The sequence below is a fragment of the Microbacterium sp. 22179 genome, from assembly GCF_052045715.1.
Lineage (GTDB): Bacteria > Actinomycetota > Actinomycetes > Actinomycetales > Microbacteriaceae > Microbacterium > Microbacterium galbinum.
This window is the reverse complement of sequence record NZ_JBQEPJ010000007.1, coordinates 62,802-79,114: the sequence shown is the minus strand read 5'-3', so window position 1 is coordinate 79,114 and position 16,313 is coordinate 62,802. Positions and strand designations below refer to the sequence as shown.

20 protein-coding genes are annotated in these 16,313 nt (G+C 69.8%); 11 read left to right on the top strand and 9 right to left on the bottom strand.

Features of this window, described 5'->3' with window-relative positions:
* Positions 1–134: 134 nt before the first annotated feature.
* Entirely contained in the window at positions 135–599 is a 465-nt protein-coding gene (locus ACTJKK_RS14755) for a DIP1984 family protein (RefSeq protein ID WP_336640911.1), read from the bottom strand.
* 52 nt (positions 600–651) lie between these two features.
* Entirely contained in the window at positions 652–960 is a 309-nt protein-coding gene (locus tag ACTJKK_RS14750; protein WP_440748535.1) for a GNAT family N-acetyltransferase, read from the bottom strand.
* A 326-nt stretch (positions 961–1,286) separates the two neighbouring features.
* On the opposite strand from ACTJKK_RS14750, the gene ACTJKK_RS14745 reads away from it, so the two are divergent.
* The 4 genes from ACTJKK_RS14745 to ACTJKK_RS14730 are packed head-to-tail and all read left to right on the top strand — an operon-like array spanning position 1,287 to position 3,626.
* Entirely contained in the window at positions 1,287–1,997 is a 711-nt protein-coding gene (locus tag ACTJKK_RS14745) for a winged helix-turn-helix domain-containing protein (RefSeq protein ID WP_247623280.1), read from the top strand.
* A gap of 46 nt (positions 1,998–2,043) precedes the next feature.
* On the top strand, positions 2,044–2,997 hold the full coding sequence (locus ACTJKK_RS14740; RefSeq protein ID WP_440748534.1) for a DNA-3-methyladenine glycosylase family protein: 954 nt from the start codon (positions 2,044–2,046) through the stop codon (positions 2,995–2,997).
* Between the two features lie 15 nt (positions 2,998–3,012).
* Positions 3,013–3,222 carry a hypothetical protein gene (locus tag ACTJKK_RS14735; protein ID WP_247623282.1) on the top strand — a complete coding sequence of 70 codons (210 nt, stop codon included), beginning with the start codon at positions 3,013–3,015 and terminating at the stop codon, positions 3,220–3,222.
* A complete protein-coding gene (locus tag ACTJKK_RS14730) occupies positions 3,222–3,626 on the top strand; it encodes a VOC family protein (RefSeq protein ID WP_440748533.1) in 405 nt (134 codons plus the stop codon). The genes ACTJKK_RS14735 and ACTJKK_RS14730 overlap by 1 nt, the downstream gene beginning before the upstream one ends.
* Before the next feature lie 9 nt (positions 3,627–3,635).
* Here the strand turns inward: ACTJKK_RS14730 and ACTJKK_RS14725 are convergent, their stop codons facing one another.
* A complete protein-coding gene (locus ACTJKK_RS14725; protein ID WP_440748532.1) occupies positions 3,636–5,099 on the bottom strand; it encodes an MFS transporter in 1,464 nt (487 codons plus the stop codon).
* Between the two features lie 52 nt (positions 5,100–5,151).
* Positions 5,152–6,498: a M20/M25/M40 family metallo-hydrolase gene (locus tag ACTJKK_RS14720; RefSeq protein WP_440748531.1), complete on the bottom strand. Its 1,347-nt coding sequence runs from the start codon at positions 6,496–6,498 to the stop codon at positions 5,152–5,154.
* A gap of 48 nt (positions 6,499–6,546) precedes the next feature.
* On the opposite strand from ACTJKK_RS14720, the gene ACTJKK_RS14715 reads away from it, so the two are divergent.
* From ACTJKK_RS14715 to ACTJKK_RS14695, 5 genes are all read left to right on the top strand, one after another.
* Entirely contained in the window at positions 6,547–7,557 is a 1,011-nt protein-coding gene (locus ACTJKK_RS14715) for an FUSC family protein (protein ID WP_440748530.1), read from the top strand.
* A gap of 127 nt (positions 7,558–7,684) precedes the next feature.
* On the top strand, positions 7,685–7,909 hold the full coding sequence (locus ACTJKK_RS14710; RefSeq protein ID WP_440748529.1) for a hypothetical protein: 225 nt from the start codon (positions 7,685–7,687) through the stop codon (positions 7,907–7,909).
* Positions 7,910–7,963: 54 nt separating this feature from the next.
* Positions 7,964–8,095, top strand: coding sequence for a hypothetical protein (locus ACTJKK_RS14705; protein ID WP_440748528.1), 132 nt, complete (start codon positions 7,964–7,966; stop codon positions 8,093–8,095).
* Between the two features lie 91 nt (positions 8,096–8,186).
* Positions 8,187–8,453 (top strand): glutaredoxin family protein, encoded by a 267-nt coding sequence (locus tag ACTJKK_RS14700; RefSeq protein WP_247623288.1) that lies wholly within the window; start codon positions 8,187–8,189, stop codon positions 8,451–8,453.
* 98 nt (positions 8,454–8,551) lie between these two features.
* Positions 8,552–8,965 (top strand): VOC family protein, encoded by a 414-nt coding sequence (locus ACTJKK_RS14695; protein WP_440748527.1) that lies wholly within the window; start codon positions 8,552–8,554, stop codon positions 8,963–8,965.
* A gap of 6 nt (positions 8,966–8,971) precedes the next feature.
* Here ACTJKK_RS14695 and thrC read toward each other — a convergent pair whose 3' ends face one another.
* The 4 genes from thrC to ACTJKK_RS14675 form a co-directional block, all read right to left on the bottom strand.
* Positions 8,972–10,375 carry a threonine synthase gene (gene thrC, locus ACTJKK_RS14690; RefSeq protein WP_247955651.1) on the bottom strand — a complete coding sequence of 468 codons (1,404 nt, stop codon included), beginning with the start codon at positions 10,373–10,375 and terminating at the stop codon, positions 8,972–8,974.
* A gap of 97 nt (positions 10,376–10,472) precedes the next feature.
* Complete coding sequence (locus tag ACTJKK_RS14685) at positions 10,473–10,880, bottom strand: arsenate reductase ArsC (protein ID WP_247632831.1); 408 nt, start codon at positions 10,878–10,880, stop codon at positions 10,473–10,475.
* A gap of 18 nt (positions 10,881–10,898) precedes the next feature.
* Positions 10,899–11,501 carry a response regulator transcription factor gene (locus ACTJKK_RS14680; protein WP_247623293.1) on the bottom strand — a complete coding sequence of 201 codons (603 nt, stop codon included), beginning with the start codon at positions 11,499–11,501 and terminating at the stop codon, positions 10,899–10,901.
* A complete protein-coding gene (locus tag ACTJKK_RS14675; protein WP_247632832.1) occupies positions 11,498–12,661 on the bottom strand; it encodes a sensor histidine kinase in 1,164 nt (387 codons plus the stop codon). The genes ACTJKK_RS14680 and ACTJKK_RS14675 overlap by 4 nt, the downstream gene beginning before the upstream one ends.
* Positions 12,662–12,815: 154 nt before the next feature.
* Here ACTJKK_RS14675 and ACTJKK_RS14670 point away from each other — a divergent pair, with 154 nt between their 5' ends.
* Positions 12,816–13,343 (top strand): small multidrug efflux protein, encoded by a 528-nt coding sequence (locus tag ACTJKK_RS14670; RefSeq protein WP_247623295.1) that lies wholly within the window; start codon positions 12,816–12,818, stop codon positions 13,341–13,343.
* Between the two features lie 179 nt (positions 13,344–13,522).
* Here the strand turns inward: ACTJKK_RS14670 and ACTJKK_RS14665 are convergent, their stop codons facing one another.
* Entirely contained in the window at positions 13,523–15,520 is a 1,998-nt protein-coding gene (locus tag ACTJKK_RS14665; RefSeq protein WP_440748526.1) for a putative Ig domain-containing protein, read from the bottom strand.
* 183 nt (positions 15,521–15,703) lie between these two features.
* Between ACTJKK_RS14665 and ACTJKK_RS14660 the strand changes: the two genes are divergently transcribed.
* A complete protein-coding gene (locus ACTJKK_RS14660) occupies positions 15,704–16,309 on the top strand; it encodes a hypothetical protein (RefSeq protein ID WP_440748525.1) in 606 nt (201 codons plus the stop codon).
* Positions 16,310–16,313 lie beyond the last annotated feature (4 nt).

Sequence of the window (16,313 nt, the reverse complement as noted above, 5' to 3'; positions counted from 1 at the left end):
GCGCGGTGCGCGATCACCTGTGCGGCGTGCGGGGCTGCGCGATGCGAGATCAGGGCTGCCCTCCGCCCACAGGTGCCGGGACTTGCCCCTCCCGGCGGGGGTTGTGCCCGCCTCGTCGTGACTACCGACTTCCGCTACTCCTCCAGGTCGTTCGTCCAGTTCGCCTGCTGGATCCGGTTGTCGAGTTCGCGCAGCTCCTGCGCGACCCGATCCGCGTTCGCCCTCAGCTCCGCTACGGGGAGCGCCGAGATCTGTCGCAGCTCCGAACGCATCTGCCGGGGGAACTGCGTGTTGCCGGATGCCGATGCCGCGGCATCCGCCAGCAGTGAATGCCGGAGCCGCAGCACGTCCCGCGTCGCGAGCGCGTCGGTCATCGTGCCGTCGGTGCCCAGATCGAGCCGTGCATTCGTGGCGTTGATCCGGCGGATCAGATCGCGCAGCCGTGCGAGATCGGCTTCGGCGTCGACCAGCAGTGCGTTCGCATCCTCGGAGGGCTCCTCCCCCTCCTGGAAACGGGCGTTCGCTGTGATCCGCGCGCGAAGCTGTTCGATCCGGCGCTGCAGATCGGCCCGTGCGGTGAGTGCCTCGGCGAGTTTCATACGCCCCATCCTTCCAAATCGACGTCGTAACACAACGTCACGGACGAGGCGGTCACCGTGAGCGCAGCAACGACGCCTTCTCGGGGTGCGCCGAGAACCAGTCGGCGACGTACCAGCAGACCGCGTCGACCTTGCGGTCGCCCCGCTCCTCGATCTCGGCGATCGCGCCCTCGACGACCGTCCCGGCATAGCCGTGGCCGCGGAAAGTCGGGATCGTGAACGCCCGAGTGAGCGCGATGGTGCGACCGTCGTCGCGGTAGTCGAGCACGCTCACGAGCTGCCCGTCGCGGGTCAGCGTGTAGCGGGAGGCGTCCTTCTCGTCGGTGAGGATGAAGCCGGAGGCGAGCGTCGATTTCGTCATCGGAACCACGTTACGCCCGCCGCGCGATCGTGTGGTCGTTTTGACACGGGCCGACACGATCGGACATAATCCCCCCATGACCACCAACGCACGCCCTTTGTCCGCCCAGGAGGCGAACGGGACTGCCGGGATGATGATGCCCGGTCGCGTTGGCATGTGTTGCCGAATGTGCAGCTGAACGAACAGCCACCCGCCCGACCCCGTCCCTCGCGATCTTCGAGGCAGGGGTCCCCGAGCATCCACCCTTTGCTCGCTTCCCGGCTCGCCCCGGTCATTCATGCAACGCATCAGAGCCCATCGGCTCACGTCCTGAGGACTTCATCATCATGTCGAACATCGCACTTCTCGAGCGTCCCGCCACCGCCCCGCTGCGCACCGTTCCCGCACGCACCGAGGCAGATGCACCGTTGAACACCGCCGCTGATCTTCCCGCCGCCCGTTCGCCGCGCGGCTTCGCCCTCTACGTCGGTCTCGACGAGATCAAGGCCGCCGAGGCCGGCGTGAGCCTTCCGCTGCTCGTCGACGCCCTCCGCCGCACGCTCGCCGAGCTCGCCCCCGGCGCCGAGACGCACGCCACGGTGGCCCTCGCCCCGCACGGCTCCGGCGGCAAGGACCTCGACGTGGTGCGTCTCGCCCTGCACGAGCCCGGTGCGATCGCCCGTACCAAGGCCGCGGCCGAGGACGACGCCGTCGACGAAGAGGGCGGCGTGACGGTCGACATCTCGCGCAAGCGCGTGCTCATCGACGGCGAGTCCGCAGCGTTCACCTACAAGGAGTTCGAGCTGCTGCAGTACCTCGTGCTCCGCGAGGGCCGCACGATCGAGCGCTCGGAACTGGTCTCGGCCCTGTGGCAGGCCCAGGACGACGAGACGCCCGGTGAGCGCACGATCGACGTGCACGTTCGCCGACTGCGCGCCAAGCTCGGCCGCTACGAGGACATCGTCCGCACCGTGCGCGGCATCGGCTACCGCTTCGATCGCCACGCCGATGTCGTCATCCGCTACGGACACGGCACCCCCTCGCCCGACCGCTTCTGACCCGCGCACCCATCGCTCTGTCGGACGCCCGACGTAGGGTGGGCGCATGACGATGACAGCGGATGCCGATGCGGCCGAGGCCGCGCGCGCTCCGCACGAGATCGTGTACCGACCGGAGCATCCGCTCGACCTGCTGCGGACCGTGGGGATGCTGCGTCGCGGGCGGAACGACCCCACGACCGTCATCGACGGCGGCGTCATCTGGCGCGCGCTGCGCACCCCCTCCGGCATCGCGACGATCGCACTCCGCGCCTCCTCGGGAGAGGTGCAGGCGACCGCCTGGGGCCCGGGAGCCGGCGATGCTCTCGACCGGGTCCCCCGGCTCTGCGGGGCCGACGACGACGCCGAGGGCTTCGATCCGACCCGGCATCCATTGATCGCCGATGCCGCCCACCGTCACCCCGGTCTGAAGCTCACGCGCACCGACGAGGTGTTCGACGCGCTCGCGTGCGCGATCATCGAGCAGAAGGTCACGGGCATGCAGGCCTTCGGCGCCTGGCGTTACCTCGTCACCCGCTACGGCGAGCGCGCCCCCGGCCCGACCCCGCGGCCGATGCACGCCGCTCCCCCGCATTCCGTCTGGCGCACGATCCCGTCGTGGACCTGGCAGCGTGCCGGCGTCGAGCCGCCGCAGTCGAAGACGCTCGTGCGCGCGGCCCAGCGCGGCGACAGCATCGAACGCGCCACGCGCGCAGCAGAGACCGGCGTCGACCGCGACCGCGTGCTCACCAGCCTGCCCGGGATCGGCCTCTGGACCTCGGCCGAGACGCGCATCCGCGCGCTCGGAGATGCGGATGCCGTGAGCGTCGGCGACTATCACCTGGCGCACCAGGTCGGTTATGCACTGACCGGCACGCGCACGGACGACGACGGCATGCTCGCGCTCCTCGCCCCGTGGGCGGGCCATCGGCAGCGGGTGCTCCGCCTCATCCACGCCAGCGGCGTGCAGGAGCCGCGCCGAGGTCCGCGCCTCGCACCCGAGGACCACCGCGCCCGCTAGCCCTAGGCTGTGACCATGAACCCGTCTCGTCGTCGACTCGCGCTCCGCCTCATCGTCACCGTCGGCCTGCTGGTGCTGGGCGTCGTGATCGGCCTGATCTTCCAGAACGTCTGGCTCGGCGTGCTGCTCGCCGCCATCGTCTGGATCGGGTGGTTCCTCGGCTACGAGTCGCGGCGCGGGCACAACGCCGGCGTCAACGACGAGGACCACGGCATCGAGCTCTGATGCCCCTCCTCGATCATCTCGGCATCACGGTCGCCGACCTCGAACGCGGGCGCGCCCAGTTCGCCCCGGTGCTCGCCGCGCTCGGCTTCGCGATCGGTCACGGCGACGATCACTCGCTCTCCTGGAACAAGGATGACGAGACCGAGCTGATCCTCATGGCACCGCGCGACGACGACCCCGAACCGCACCGTCACGGACGCGTCGGCTGGCAGCACCTGGCGTTCGCCGTCGGCTCCCGCGAAGACGTCGAACGACTGCACGCCATCGCCGTCACGGCCGGTTGGACACCCGTGCGCGAGCCCAAGGAGTACCCGCGCTTCACCGAGCGCTACTACGCGTCTTTCGTCGAGGACGACGGCGGCATCCGCATCGAGTTCATGCACAACCCTCCGCGCGACACCTGACACCGGCGATCAGACGACCGGCGACGCCTCGACCTCGGCGGGACGATCCGTGAACGCCGTCTTCGGTACGAAGACGAGAGTGACGGCAGCCACCAGGGCAGTGACGCCGCACACGATCCACACGGTGAAGTACCCGGCGAGCGACCCGGCGGTGCCCTCGGCCGCCGCACCGGCCGACTCGGCCACGCCGTTCAACAGCGCGATGCCGAACACGCACGATGCGATCGCCCCGCCCACGGTCTTGACCGAGTTCGTCAGGCCGGTCGCCACGCCCGTCTGCATGGCGGGTGCACCGGATGCCGCCGCCGCGGGAAGCGCAGCCACGAGCGCTCCGGAGCCGAGCCCGGCGATCACCATGTTCGTCACGACCTGCGCGTAGGTGTCGTGGAACGGCAGGAACAGCAGGAACCCGATCCCGACCAGGAGCGACGCGCCCATCAGCGTGAGCCGGGGCGTGGTGCGACGGGCGACCAGCGGGAACAGGAGCGCGCCGGCGATCATCGCGATGAGATAGAGCCCGATGATGAGCGAGGTCTGGAAGCCGGAGGTGCCCAGCCCGTAGCCGTGCACACCCGGGTCCGTGCGCGCGAAGGTCGACAGCGGAGCCTGCGCGCCGAGCACGCTGACGCCGAAGAGACCGGCGGTGAGGAACACCGGGCCGAGGGCCGGTGAGCGGAACATGCGCACGTCGATCAGCGGATCGTCGCGGCGGAGCTCCCAGAGCACGAACGGCACGACCAGCACGATCCCGAGCAGCACCACCGCCCACGACCACGGGTTCACGAGGCCGCCCTCGAGGCGCAGCAGGCTGAGTCCACCGGTGAAGCACACGAGGGCGAGCGAGATGAGGATGAGCCCGACCGTGTCGAACGCACCGCCCGTGGGGTCGGGCGACTCCTTCACCCCGAACAGGATGACGAAGAAGCAGACGACGATGAGGATCGCCGGCACGAGGAGCACGACCGTCAGCGGCAGCACGTCGACGAGTGCACCTCCGGCGAGCGCCCCGAGGATCGCTCCCCCCTCGAGGGCGGCGACGAGGAGACCCGCGGCCTTCGCGGTGATCGTGGAGCGCCCCTCCATCCGGCGCGACCGCGACCAGATCAGGGCGATCTCGAGCGGCAGCCAGACGACGTAGAAGCCCATGAGCGTCCACGCGACGAGGAAGACCCCGAACGAGTCGGTGAACGGCAGCACGAGTGCTGCCGCCGCGGTGAGGGCCGTCGAGATCAACAGCATCCGCTTGTGGCCGACCATGTCGCCGAGCTTCGCGAAGGCGGGCACCACCAGGGCCGACAGCATGAGCTGCGTGCCCTCGAGCCAGTTCACGTCGGCGTCGTGGATGCCGAGGTGCCGGGCGATGTCGGTGAGCATCGGGGTGTAGTACCCCTGCAGCACGCCACTGGTGAACTCGACGAACGCGAGGTAGCCGACGACGGCGGCCAGAGTGCCCAGTGTGCGCGTGCGCGTCATCGCGACTCCTGCTTCTCGTGGGGCCCCCGGACCCATCGAGGGGCGACTGAGATCACACTAGCCGTTCGAGGAGAGCGCGATGGAACCGCTCTCCCCGCGCGAGGGCGGCGATCTCGACGTTCTCGTCGACGCCGTGGATCGATGCCCGTTGCGCGTTCGACATCTCGAGGGGAGCGAAGCGATACACCGCTGGAGAGAAGCGATGGAAGTGCCGGGAATCCGTCGCCGCCATCATCACGTACGGCACGGCCGGCACGCCCGGATGCGAGATCTCGAGCGCCTCGGCGAGCAACGCGAACTGCGCGTTCTCGGTCGACGATTCGGGCGACGGTTCGCTCGCCTCGACGACCTCGACCTTCACGAGCGGGTCGCGCACGCGCCGACGCACGCGCAGCACCGCCTGCTGCGTCGTCTCTCCGAGCGCGATGCGCAGGTTGACGGTGGCGGATGCCTGCGACGGGAGCACGTTCGCCGCGGTCCCGCCCGACTGCATCGTGGGCGCGACGGTCGTGCGCACGAGCGCCGCCGGCTCTCCCCCGAGCGCGGCGAAGACCCGCGCCGTGAGCAGCGGCGCGGAGGCGAGCACCCGGAGCAGGTGCCGCGCCGACCCGGGCGTCTGATCGGCGAGGCGCGACAGCATCCGGAGGATCGCCGTCGACGCCCGCGGCCGGAACGTCGTGGGGCCCAGCCGATCGACCGCGCGCGCGATGCGCCGCACCGCCGTGAGGGTCGGTGGGGCGGAGGCATGACCGCCGTCCCCGCGGGCCGAGAGCCGCACGGTCATCACGCCCTTCTCGCCGACGCCGATCATCGCCGCACGCCCGGGTACGAACGGCAGGGGTGCATCGACCACCGCTCCTCCCTCGTCGACGACGAGCCAGGGAACGATGCCGCGGTCGCGCAGCACCGCGGCGATCTCCTGCGCCGCGTGCCCGTAGGTCTCCTCGTTGCCACCGAACGACAGGTAGACATCGCGCGCAGGGACGAAGCCGTCGGCGAGCAGGTTCTCGACGGCTTCGAGCACGACGATCAACGGCCCCTTGTCGTCGAGCGCGCCCCGCCCGTAGACGATGCCATCGGCGATCACACCGGCGAAGGGAGGATGCGTCCAGGCGTCGCTCTCGTCGACCGGGACGACGTCGTAGTGAGCCATCAGCACGACCGGCCCATCGGATGCCTCCGCCCTCCCGCGCCAGTGGAAGAGGAGCCCGAAATCGGTGTGGCGCTCGAGCGCGAGACTCTCGTGCGTCAACGGGTACAGCTCGGCGATCAGGGCGACGAAGGCGTCGAACGGCTCCCGTCCCCGCTCTTCGAGCTCGGCCGAGACGGTCGGCAGCTGGATCATCCGCGAGAGGCGTTCGTCGATGCCGGGGCGCACGGTGGGGGTCACGTTCGCCATCGTATCGACCGCGTCCGCCTCCGCAGGAGCGAGGAGGAGAATGGAGGGGTGAGTCTCTTCGCCTTCGCCCCCTCCCGTGGACCGCGTTGGCCCCTCGCCCTTCAGGCCGCGATCGGCATCGCGGCACCGATCGCCGTGTCGACCGTCCTCGGCCAGGCACCGCTCGGCTACATCGCCGCCTCCGGTGCCTTCACGGTGCTCTACGCGGGTTCCGCCCCGGTGGTCGATCGTGCGCGCGTGCTGCCGATCATCGCCGTCTCGCTGCTCCTGAGCGCCGCCCTCGGCATCCTCGTCGCGGGGAACACCCTCGTCGTGAGCATCGGTGTCGTGGTGGTCGCGACCGTGAGTGCGGCTCTCGCGTTCGGTTTCCGGCTCGGCCCTCCCGGACCGCTGTTCTTCGTGCTGGTCTACGGCCTGTCCGCCCACGTCGTCGCCTCCGGGACGATCGACCCGTTCGTCTATCTCGCAGCCCTCACCGGCGGTTGCCTGTTCTCCTACCTCGTCGCCCTCGCGCCACTCGCGCTCCCCCGCATCCGGCAGATCCGGGCGCGCCCGATGCGGGAGCTCCTGCCCGGGCCGGCCTGGAACGTGGATTCCCGGATGCTCCTGCTCCGCGTCGTGATCGTCGCGATCGCGGGCGTACTGCTCGGCCTCGTGATCGATCCCGATCGCACCTACTGGATCGTCGGTTCGGCCGTCGCCGTGATCGGTGTGGCGGCCGCACGACGCGCCGCCTTCCAGCGCGGGCTGCATCGGATGCTCGGCACCGTGGTCGGCGCCGGCCTCTACGTCCTGCTCGCCCTGCTGCATCCGGCCGGCATCTGGCTGGCCCTGCTACTGGGGCTGCTGCAGTTCTCGATCGAGCTCGTCGTGGTGCGCCACTACGCCCTCGCCCTCGCGTTCATCACCCCGCTCGTGCTGCTGCTGACGGGCGCGGCGACCGGAAGCATCGGGTCGCTCGACGTCGCGGGCGAGCGGATCGTCGACACGATCGTCGGCGCGGTGCTCGGCGCCGCCTCGGGTGTGCTGCATCCGCGGGCGGAGGCGAGGGATGCGTGAGGGCGCGCTTCCCCCTTCACAGATGACGACCTGAGCGAGTTTTCCACCGATCGTGCTGAGCGGTCTGAACAACCGTGCGAGCCTTGGCAGGATGGACGCAACGACTCACACGAGGGGGATGATCGCCATGACCGAGCCGCAGATCTGGACGATGATCGGCGCATTCGCTGCGCTGATGTTCGGCATGATGACGATGGTCTCGACCGTTTTCATCCGCGTGCTGCGAGCAGAGCTCGGCGGCTTGCGCGCCGAGATGAACTCTCGCTTCGAGATCGTCGGGCACCGCATCGACGGACTCGACCGCGACGTACAGGCGCTCGTGAAGCGCAACTTCGGCCTGGACAGGGAGTGACCGACGTTCGCGGCACCGGGTCTTGAGGCATCCAGGTCGTTCCACGCCGCCGATGTGCTCTTCGTCGAGGCCGACGACGTCGACACCGACGCGGTCGCCGCCTGGCTCGCCGAGTCACTCGCGATCCAGTGGGACTACGAGAACATCCGCAGGAATCGCGGCCTCGTCACACGCACCGCGTTCTGAGCGGCGCCTCGCGACCGAGTCTCGGCGGTGGGAACACGAACCTGCGCCCGGCGGTTGCATCGGTGGAGGCATCCGCCGAGAGGAGACGCACATGGAGCTGACGCTCGTGACATCGGCGTTCTGCGGTGCGTGCGCGCGCACTCGCGCCGTCCTCGCCGACGCCGTGCGGTTCCTGCCGGATGCGACCGTGACCGAGATCGACGTGGCACGCGATCCCGACGCGGCGGAGTCCCTCGACATCCGCTTCACCCCGACGGTCATCATCCGTGCGGCGAACGGCGAGACGGTCTTCCGCGCGGAGGGCGTGCCGACCGTCCCGCAGGTGCTCACCGCCGCGGTTCGCGCTCTCCCCGCCTGAACCGGGACGCGCTCGCCGACCTCTCTTGTGCGCGGTGACGGACCGACGCAGACTGATCGTGCCTCGAACCCGGGGCATCCCTCTCACCAGGAGCAGTCATGGCGAATCTCAACCCGTACCTGTCGTTCCGCACCGACGCCCGCCAGGCGATGGAGTTCTATCAGAGCGTGCTCGGCGGAGACCTCGACATCAGCGTGTTCGGGGACTTCCCCGACATGGTGCAGAACCCGAGTCAGAAGAACCTGGTCATGCACGCACAGCTCACCACGCCCGACGGCCTGGTGCTCATGGCGTCCGACACCCCCGACGGGATGCCCTACGAGAAGCCCGCCGGGATCTCGGTCTCACTCAGCGGCAACACGCAGGCGCGCACCCAGGAGGTCTGGGACAAGCTCGCCGAGGGCGCGACGATCACCATGCCGCTCGACGTTCCGCCGTGGGGCGGCACGTTCGGGATGCTCGTCGACCGGTTCGGCATCGACTGGATGCTGCACGGCGACCCCGAGGAGTGACGCGCGTCAACGCAGGGCGTGCGCCTCGATGAACGCGCGCAGCGCGTGCTCGTCGTCGGCCATCTCGGTGACGTGCTGGGGGGCGCCGAGCATCTCGCGGAGTTCCTTCGAGTAATCGAGCTCGACACCGATGGCCTCGTTGATCGTCTCGGCGAACTTGTGCGGCTTCGCGGTCTCGAGGACGAGCATGGGCACACCCTCCTCCACGTACTGACGCGCCACCTTCACGCCGTCGGCCGTGTGCGGGTCGATGATCTCCTCGGTCGAGGCGTACACCGAACGGATGGTCTCGAGGCGGTCGGCGTGCGTCGACGTGCCGCTGACGATCCCGTACTCGAGCGCGAAGCGCGGCTGATCGCCGGCGAAGTCGAAGTAGCCCTGCTCATCGAGGTCGCGCCAGGCGCCGACGACGCGCTCGGGGTCACGGCCCACGAGCTCGAAGATGAAGCGCTCGAGGTTCGATGCCTTCGAGATGTCCATCGACGGGCTCGACGTCGCGAGCGTCTGCGCCGCGTTGCGCGGCCGGTAGACACCCGTGCGGAAGAACTCGTCGAGCACGTTGTTCTCGTTGGCGGCGAGCACGAGGCGGCGGATCGGCAGCCCCATCTGCTTCGCGAAGAAACCGGAGAGGATGTTGCCGAAGTTGCCCGACGGAACGGTGAACGACACCTCGGTCGGGCCGTCGGCATCCGTCGCCCGCAGCCACGCCCAGAAGTAGTAGACGACCTGTGCGGTGATGCGCGCGAGGTTGATCGAGTTCACGGCGCCGAGGTTCTGCGCCCGCTTGAAGTCGAGGTCTCCGGCGAGGTGCTTGACGAGGTTCTGGCAGTCGTCGAACACGCCCTCGACGGCGATGTTGTGCACATTGTCGTCGTCGAGCGAGAACATCTGCGCCCGCTGGAAGGCGCTCATGCGGCCCTGCGGCGAGAGCATGAAGACCGAGACGCGCTCCTTGCCGCGCAGCGCGTGCTCGGCGGCGGATCCGGTGTCGCCCGAGGTCGCTCCGAGGATGTTGAGCACGGATCCCTTGCGCTCCAGCGCGTACTCGAGCACCTGCCCGAGGAACTGCATCGCCATGTCCTTGAAGGCGAGCGTGGGGCCCTCCGAAAGGCCGACGAGCGTGAGACCGTCGCCGATCGAGCGCAGCGGCACCACGTTGCCCGGGAACGGCGCGTAGGCCGCCTCGGTCATCCGGGCCAGGTCTTCGCGCGGGATGTCGGTGGCGAAGAGGCCCAGCACCTCGGTCGCGAGCTGCGGGTAGGTCAGTGCCCGCCAGCGCTCGAGCGTCTCGGTGTCGACGGTCGGCATCTCGGCCGGGACCGCGAGCCCTCCGTCGGGCGCGAGGCCCTCCAACAGCGTCTCGCTGAACGGCTGCGGCTGCATGCCGCCGCGGGTGGAGATGAACTGCACGTTGGCTCCTCGGTTCGGGACTTCGGCACGTCCATTCTCGCAGGACGTCGGACGCGTCGATGACGCGATGACGGATGCCGCCGCTCCGCAGAGGCGATCAGACGAGTTCGGAGACGAGGGTTTCGATCCGGGCGCGGATCTCATCCCGGATCGGGCGCACCGCGTCGATCCCCTGCCCGGCCGGGTCGTCGAGCGTCCAGTCCTCGTAGCGCTTGCCGGGGAAGAACGGGCAGGCGTCGCCGCATCCCATGGTGATGACGACATCCGATGCCTGGACGGCCTCGGTCGTGAGCACCTTCGGCTGCTCGGCGGTGATGTCGATGCCGAGTTCGCTCATCGCCTCGACCGCGACCGGGTTGATCGCGTCGGCGGGCATCGACCCGGCCGAGCGCACCTCGATGCGGTCTCCCGCGATCTCCCGCAGGAATCCTGCGGCCATCTGCGAGCGGCCGGCGTTGTGCACGCACACGAACAGGACCGAGGGCTTAGCGGCAGCGGAGGTCATGATGCCAGGATAAGCGGCTCAGATCCACCCGCGCTCCTCGGCGAGGAGAACCGCCTGCTGGCGGGTCGCGACCGAGAGCTTGCCGAGGATCGCCGAGACGTGATTGCGCACGGTTCCCGGGGCGAGCGAGAGGATGCGGGCGATCTGCCCGGTCGTCTCGCCGCGCCGCCCCGCACGCAGCACGTCGAGCTCGCGATCGGTCAGCGGCGAGCGCTCGTCGCTGAGGGCATCGGCGGCGATCTCCGGATCGACGTACTTGCCGCCGGCCGCGACCTTGCGGATGACCGCGGCGACCTCGTTCGCTCCGCGGGACTTGGGGAGGAAGCCCGACACCCCCGATGCCAGCGCACGACGCAGCACACCCGGCCGCGCGTGGCGGGTGACGACGACGCAGCGGGTCACGATGGCGCGGTTCAGTCGCTCGGCGACCTGCACGCCGTCGAGGCCCGGCATCTCGAGGTCGAGCAGGCACACGTCGGGCTCGAGGCGCAGCGCCTCGGCCACCGCTTCGTCGCCGTCACCGCACTCCGCCACCACATCGATGTCGTCTTCGAGACGCAGCAACGCGGCGAGCGCCGACCGGATCATGCCCTCGTCGTCGGCCAGCAGCACGCGGATCATCGCGCGTCCTCCGCGGGGACGGTCGCGGTGACGACGAACTCGTCGCCGTCGTCACGCACGTCGAGCGCTCCGCCGACCTCGGCGAGACGGCGGCGGATACCGTCGAGGCCCGAGCCATCGGCATCCGATTCCTCACCCTCCGCACGGTCGTTCGCGATCGTGTACCGCCAGTGCGAGCCGTCTCGAGCGAGGGTGAGCCGTGCCCGCGCGCCGCCGCCGTGGCGCAGGGCGTTCGTGGTCGTCTCGCGGATCACCGGCCCGAGGGCGGATGCCGGCGCGGATGCCGCGTCCGGGGCGATGCGCGCTTCGACCTCGAGGCCCGCGGCGGTGAGCAGGTCGCGGGCGTTGGCGAGTTCGTCGCCCAGCGGCACCGAGCGGAAGCGGGTGGCGAGGTCGCGCGTGCCCTGCCGTGCGTCGTCGACGCTGGAGCGCGCCGCGCGGAGCTGCTCCATGCCGGCGTCCGCGTCGACGGGCATGAGTCGCTCGGCGAGTTCGAGCTGCAACGCGATCACCTGCAGATGGTGCCCCTGCAGGTCGTGCACGTCGGTGGCGACGCGCAGACGCTCCTGGGTGGCCGCGAGCCTGACCTCGGAGGCTCTGGCGCGGTCGAGCGTGTTCAGCACATCCCACCACCACAGCGTGCTCACCGTCATGATCGGCAGGAGCGCGGTGTAGAAGATCGGCATCCACCACACGGCTGCCGCCTCGTCGTGTGCATCGATGAATCCGAGCGCCCCCATGACCAGCACCGCCGCGATGGTCACGCGGTACCGCACACCGGCCGGCCAGTTGAGCAGCGCGAGCGACTGGACGATGGGCATGAGCGCGAGCTGCCAACTGCCCAGCGCGATGCCCGCGACGACGCCGAACGCCACTGCGACGGTCATCGGCAGGAGGATGCTCCGCCAGGCGACGCCGGGCTCGGCATCGACGCGGTGCCGGTAGTCGCGCAGCAGGAGCGCGGTGGACGCCCACCAGATCAGGCCGCCGATGGCGACGATCATGCCGGGCACGATGCTCTCGGGCTCGGCGAACGCGAGCACCGTCCAGAAGAACACCAGCATGAGTTCGAGGAACAGCACACCCGCCACCGTGTACCACCAGGTGGCGATGATGCCGCGCGCGAGTTGGCGGGCTCCGGGTGTCGAGGGGGTGCTCACCCCACCACCCTAGAGCCGTGACAGTTGTCACCCCTCGGCCGTGCGGAGCGCGTGGATTCCGGTGACACCGCGGCACTGCCGGGATCGAACCTCAGCGGGTGAACTGGATGCATCGCAACGGAGAGACCGTTGCCGCACAGACCCGGAGGACACCATGAACCTCATCGAGACCTTCCAGAACCTGGTCGCCCAGGTGCCCGAGCTCGTTCAGCCGCTCATCGTCGCCCTCGCGGGCGCCGTCCCGTTCATCGAGGGAGAGGGCGCCGCCTCGATCGGCATCATCGGCGGCATCCATCCCGTCGTCGCCGCCATCGCGGGCATCGTCGGCAACTTCCTCTGCGTGCTGGTGCTCGTGCTCGCCAGTTCCGGCGCACGGCAGGCCATCGTGCAGCGCAACCGCTCCCGTCAGCTCGTCGCGGCAGGCGGCGATGCAGCGGCGATCGAGACGCCGGAGGCGGCGAGCCCGCGCAAGCAGAAGTTCCAGAACGCTCTCGAGCGCTACGGCGTTCCCGGGGTGAGCCTGCTCGGCCCACTGCTGCTGCCGACGCAGTTCACGGCGACGATGCTCGCCGCGACCGGCGTGAGCAAGACGCGGATCCTCTTCTGGCAGGGACTCGCGATCGTCGCCTGGACCACGCTCCTGACGATCATCGTCGGCGGCGCCGTGCACGTGATCGCCTGACGCGAGATCTCCGGAAGGAGATGAGGGGCGGCATGTGGGGACCGCCGCCCCTCGGGTGTGGTGCCCGAAGCACCGACGTGATCGGGGAGATCACTTGAGGGCCCCGGGGAAGGGCCCGTCGAGTACAACGAGGGGCGTCAGGAAATCTGACGCCCCTCGCTCACCTCTTCTCAGAGGTTTCAGGAACCCGCGCGAGCCCGCCGACGCGACACCAGCAGGTAGGCGCTGGCGCCGATCGTGAGGAGCGCTCCGATCAGGCCGGCGATGCCGGTGAACGCCAGCGTGCCTCCGGTGAGGGCCAGCCCGCCACCGCCGCTCGTCGCGCCGCCGGTCGATCCACCGGTCGACGGGCTCGGCGTCCCGTCGTGCGGCGTCGTGGTCGGCGTCGGCGTCTCCGTCGGCTGAACGTCCGCATCGTCGATGACGATCGTGTACTCCTGCGTGTCCGCGCCGTACTGGTTGGTCGCCGTCACCGTGAAGGTGTAGGTACCCGCGGTCGTCGGAGTGCCCGACACGACGCCCGTCGCGGGATCGAGAGCGAGCCCCGGCGGCAGCGCTCCCGCCGTGACGCTGAGAGTGATCGGACCGGGTCCGGTCACCTGCACGGTCTGCGAGTAGTCGTGATCGACCGTCTCACCGGGCAGGCTCACCGTGTCGATCACGGGCGGCTCGGTGTAGGTGAAGCCGCCCGGGTAGGTCGTCGGCACCGAGTAGTTGGTGGGTGTCGTGCCGGCGATGAGGCCCGCAGTGACGACCACGTCGACCGGCCCGTCGACGTGCGGCGGGGTCACGACGGTGATCGGGCACCCCGACGTGTCGAGATCCGTGCCGGGAATGCCATCGAAGGTGACCTCGGTGACGCCGAAGCTCACGGCCAGCGCGGGTCGGGTCGTGCCCGCTGTCGCGATGCTGCCGAGCAGGGGCGGTTCGCCCGCGCCCAGCGCGCCCCAGGTGTAGAGGCGCCCGTCGCTGCCGAGCGCGTACGACGCGCGGTAGTTGATCGCGAGATCGGTGAAGGTCACCCCCGACGGGACATCCGTCATGTCGACGCGCGCGGGTGCTGCGGCGTTCGCGGTTCCCCCGTTGCCGAGCTGACCCGAAGAGTTGAGGCCGATGCTGTAGGTGTTGCCGTCGTCCGCGAGCAGCATCGCGTGCAGTTCGCTCGACACGACCTTCGTGACCTTGGCGCTCGCGGGCATCTCCCCCGCGCTCATGAGCACGGGTTCGGTGACGAACGGCACGGAGGTGTCGCCGATACCGAGCAACCCGGTGCCGTTGTTGCCCCACGCGTACACGCGTCCGTCGGTGCCGACGGCGTAGGCGTTGTACGACCCGGCGGCGATCTGGGTGAAGGTGACGCCTGCGGGCACGGCGCCCTGGCTGATGCGCACCGGTGTCGTGCGGACGGTCGGAGTCGACGCGTTGCCAGTGCCGTCACCGGTCGCGCCGAGGAAGTTCGACCCCCACGCGTAGACCCATCCGTCGCTGCCCAGGGCATAGCCGTTGCCATTGCCCTGGGCGATCTGCGTGATCGTGACGCCGGCGGGGATCTGCCCCTGCGAGAGCGCGACGGGCTCCGTCTGCCAGTTGTTCGTACCATCACCGCTCGACGGCTCACCCCAGCTGTACACCCAGCCGTTGTCCGCGAGCACCGACACGTGTCCGGAGCCGGAGATCACCTCGGTCGCTTTCGCACCCGCGGGGATCGCCCCCCGGTGCACCTTCACGGGCGTCGGGTACTCCCACTGCGCGAACGACCCGATTCCGACCTGTCCCGATGCATTCATGCCCCAGGCGTAGATCTCTCCGTCGGCGGTGACGGCGTAGCCGGTGTGCTGGCCGTAGGCGACCGAGACGACATCGGCATCCGCGGGCATCTCGCCGCGGGTGATGGTCGACGGCGCACTGTTACCGCCCTGCGCCGTCGACCCCCACCGATCCTCGCCCCAGGTGAGCACCGCATCGTCGTCGGTGACGATCATGGCGTTCATACCCCCTGCGGTGAACAGGTCGATCGACGGGACGACGTCACAGTCGATCTCGACGGTCGTCCCACCGCCGGTCGGCCCGGAGTCCGGGGCCACCGCGGCCCACCCTGCGGCCGGGACCATCACCGCCAACGCGACCCCGACGGCCACCCCGCCCCGGACGATACGGCGCTTCTTCTTCTCGTACATGAATTCTCCTCCCCAGTGCGGAGCCCCTTGCCGCGCACCATCCCCCACCGAGATAGACGTGCGGTCGAGCGATTCGTTACGCGAAATCGGAGCGGATCGGGAAATCGTCAGATTCTCGACGGTCACTCGTTTGGGGTGCCGTATGCGCGACGGAAGGCGGATCCGACCTGACAGAATGGACGCGTGCACCCGTCCAGAAGACCCGCCGTCCTGCGCGGGTTCGCGGCATCCGCCGTGGCGATCTTCGTCGCCCTGGCCGGGCACGTCAGCGCCGGCGGGGCGATGCCGGGGCCGCTCGGAATTCTCGTGCCCTGGGTGCTCTCGTTCATGGTGTGCGTGCTCCTCGCCGGTCGCCGGCTCTCGGTCATCCGGTTGAGCATCTCGGTGGCGGTCAGCCAGTTCCTCTTCCACACGCTCTTCGTGCTCGGCACGATCACGCCGTCGGGCGTCGCCACCCCGCACGTGCACGGTGCCCCGCTGGTGCTCCCGACCGCAGGCGCGATCCCGGATGCCGTCGTCGCCGACGGCACCATGTGGATCGGACACGTGGTCGCCGCCGCCCTCACGATCGCCGCTCTGCACCGCGGCGAGAGGCTGCTCCTCGGTCTGCGCGATCTCGCGCAGCAGAGCATCCGCTGGGTGCGGCGCCGCGTCGCGTCGGCGACCTTCGTGCAACCCGCGCGCCCGCTCGCGGCCCCTTCCGTCTTCTCCTCCCCCGTCGCCCTGCGCGATGGACTGCTGCTGTCGACCCTGCGCGGTCGAGCACCACCCCTCTCCCCCGCGATCTGATCCG

Excerpts from the sequence above, each read along its gene's own strand:
- ACTJKK_RS14755 (WP_336640911.1), bottom strand. The coding sequence starts at position 599 with ATGAAACTCGCCGAGGCACTCACCGCACGGGCCGATCTGCAGCGCCGG.
- ACTJKK_RS14750 (WP_440748535.1), bottom strand. The coding sequence starts at position 960 with ATGACGAAATCGACGCTCGCCTCCGGCTTCATCCTCACCGACGAGAAG.
- ACTJKK_RS14745 (WP_247623280.1), top strand. The coding sequence starts at position 1,287 with ATGTCGAACATCGCACTTCTCGAGCGTCCCGCCACCGCCCCGCTGCGC.
- ACTJKK_RS14740 (WP_440748534.1), top strand. The coding sequence starts at position 2,044 with ATGACGATGACAGCGGATGCCGATGCGGCCGAGGCCGCGCGCGCTCCG.
- ACTJKK_RS14735 (WP_247623282.1), top strand. The coding sequence starts at position 3,013 with ATGAACCCGTCTCGTCGTCGACTCGCGCTCCGCCTCATCGTCACCGTC.
- ACTJKK_RS14730 (WP_440748533.1), top strand. The coding sequence starts at position 3,222 with ATGCCCCTCCTCGATCATCTCGGCATCACGGTCGCCGACCTCGAACGC.
- ACTJKK_RS14725 (WP_440748532.1), bottom strand. The coding sequence starts at position 5,099 with ATGACGCGCACGCGCACACTGGGCACTCTGGCCGCCGTCGTCGGCTAC.
- ACTJKK_RS14720 (WP_440748531.1), bottom strand. The coding sequence starts at position 6,498 with ATGGCGAACGTGACCCCCACCGTGCGCCCCGGCATCGACGAACGCCTC.
- ACTJKK_RS14710 (WP_440748529.1), top strand. The coding sequence starts at position 7,685 with ATGACCGAGCCGCAGATCTGGACGATGATCGGCGCATTCGCTGCGCTG.
- ACTJKK_RS14700 (WP_247623288.1), top strand. The coding sequence starts at position 8,187 with ATGGAGCTGACGCTCGTGACATCGGCGTTCTGCGGTGCGTGCGCGCGC.
- ACTJKK_RS14695 (WP_440748527.1), top strand. The coding sequence starts at position 8,552 with ATGGCGAATCTCAACCCGTACCTGTCGTTCCGCACCGACGCCCGCCAG.
- ACTJKK_RS14685 (WP_247632831.1), bottom strand. The coding sequence starts at position 10,880 with ATGACCTCCGCTGCCGCTAAGCCCTCGGTCCTGTTCGTGTGCGTGCAC.
- ACTJKK_RS14680 (WP_247623293.1), bottom strand. The coding sequence starts at position 11,501 with ATGATCCGCGTGCTGCTGGCCGACGACGAGGGCATGATCCGGTCGGCG.
- ACTJKK_RS14670 (WP_247623295.1), top strand. The coding sequence starts at position 12,816 with ATGAACCTCATCGAGACCTTCCAGAACCTGGTCGCCCAGGTGCCCGAG.
- ACTJKK_RS14665 (WP_440748526.1), bottom strand. The coding sequence starts at position 15,520 with ATGTACGAGAAGAAGAAGCGCCGTATCGTCCGGGGCGGGGTGGCCGTC.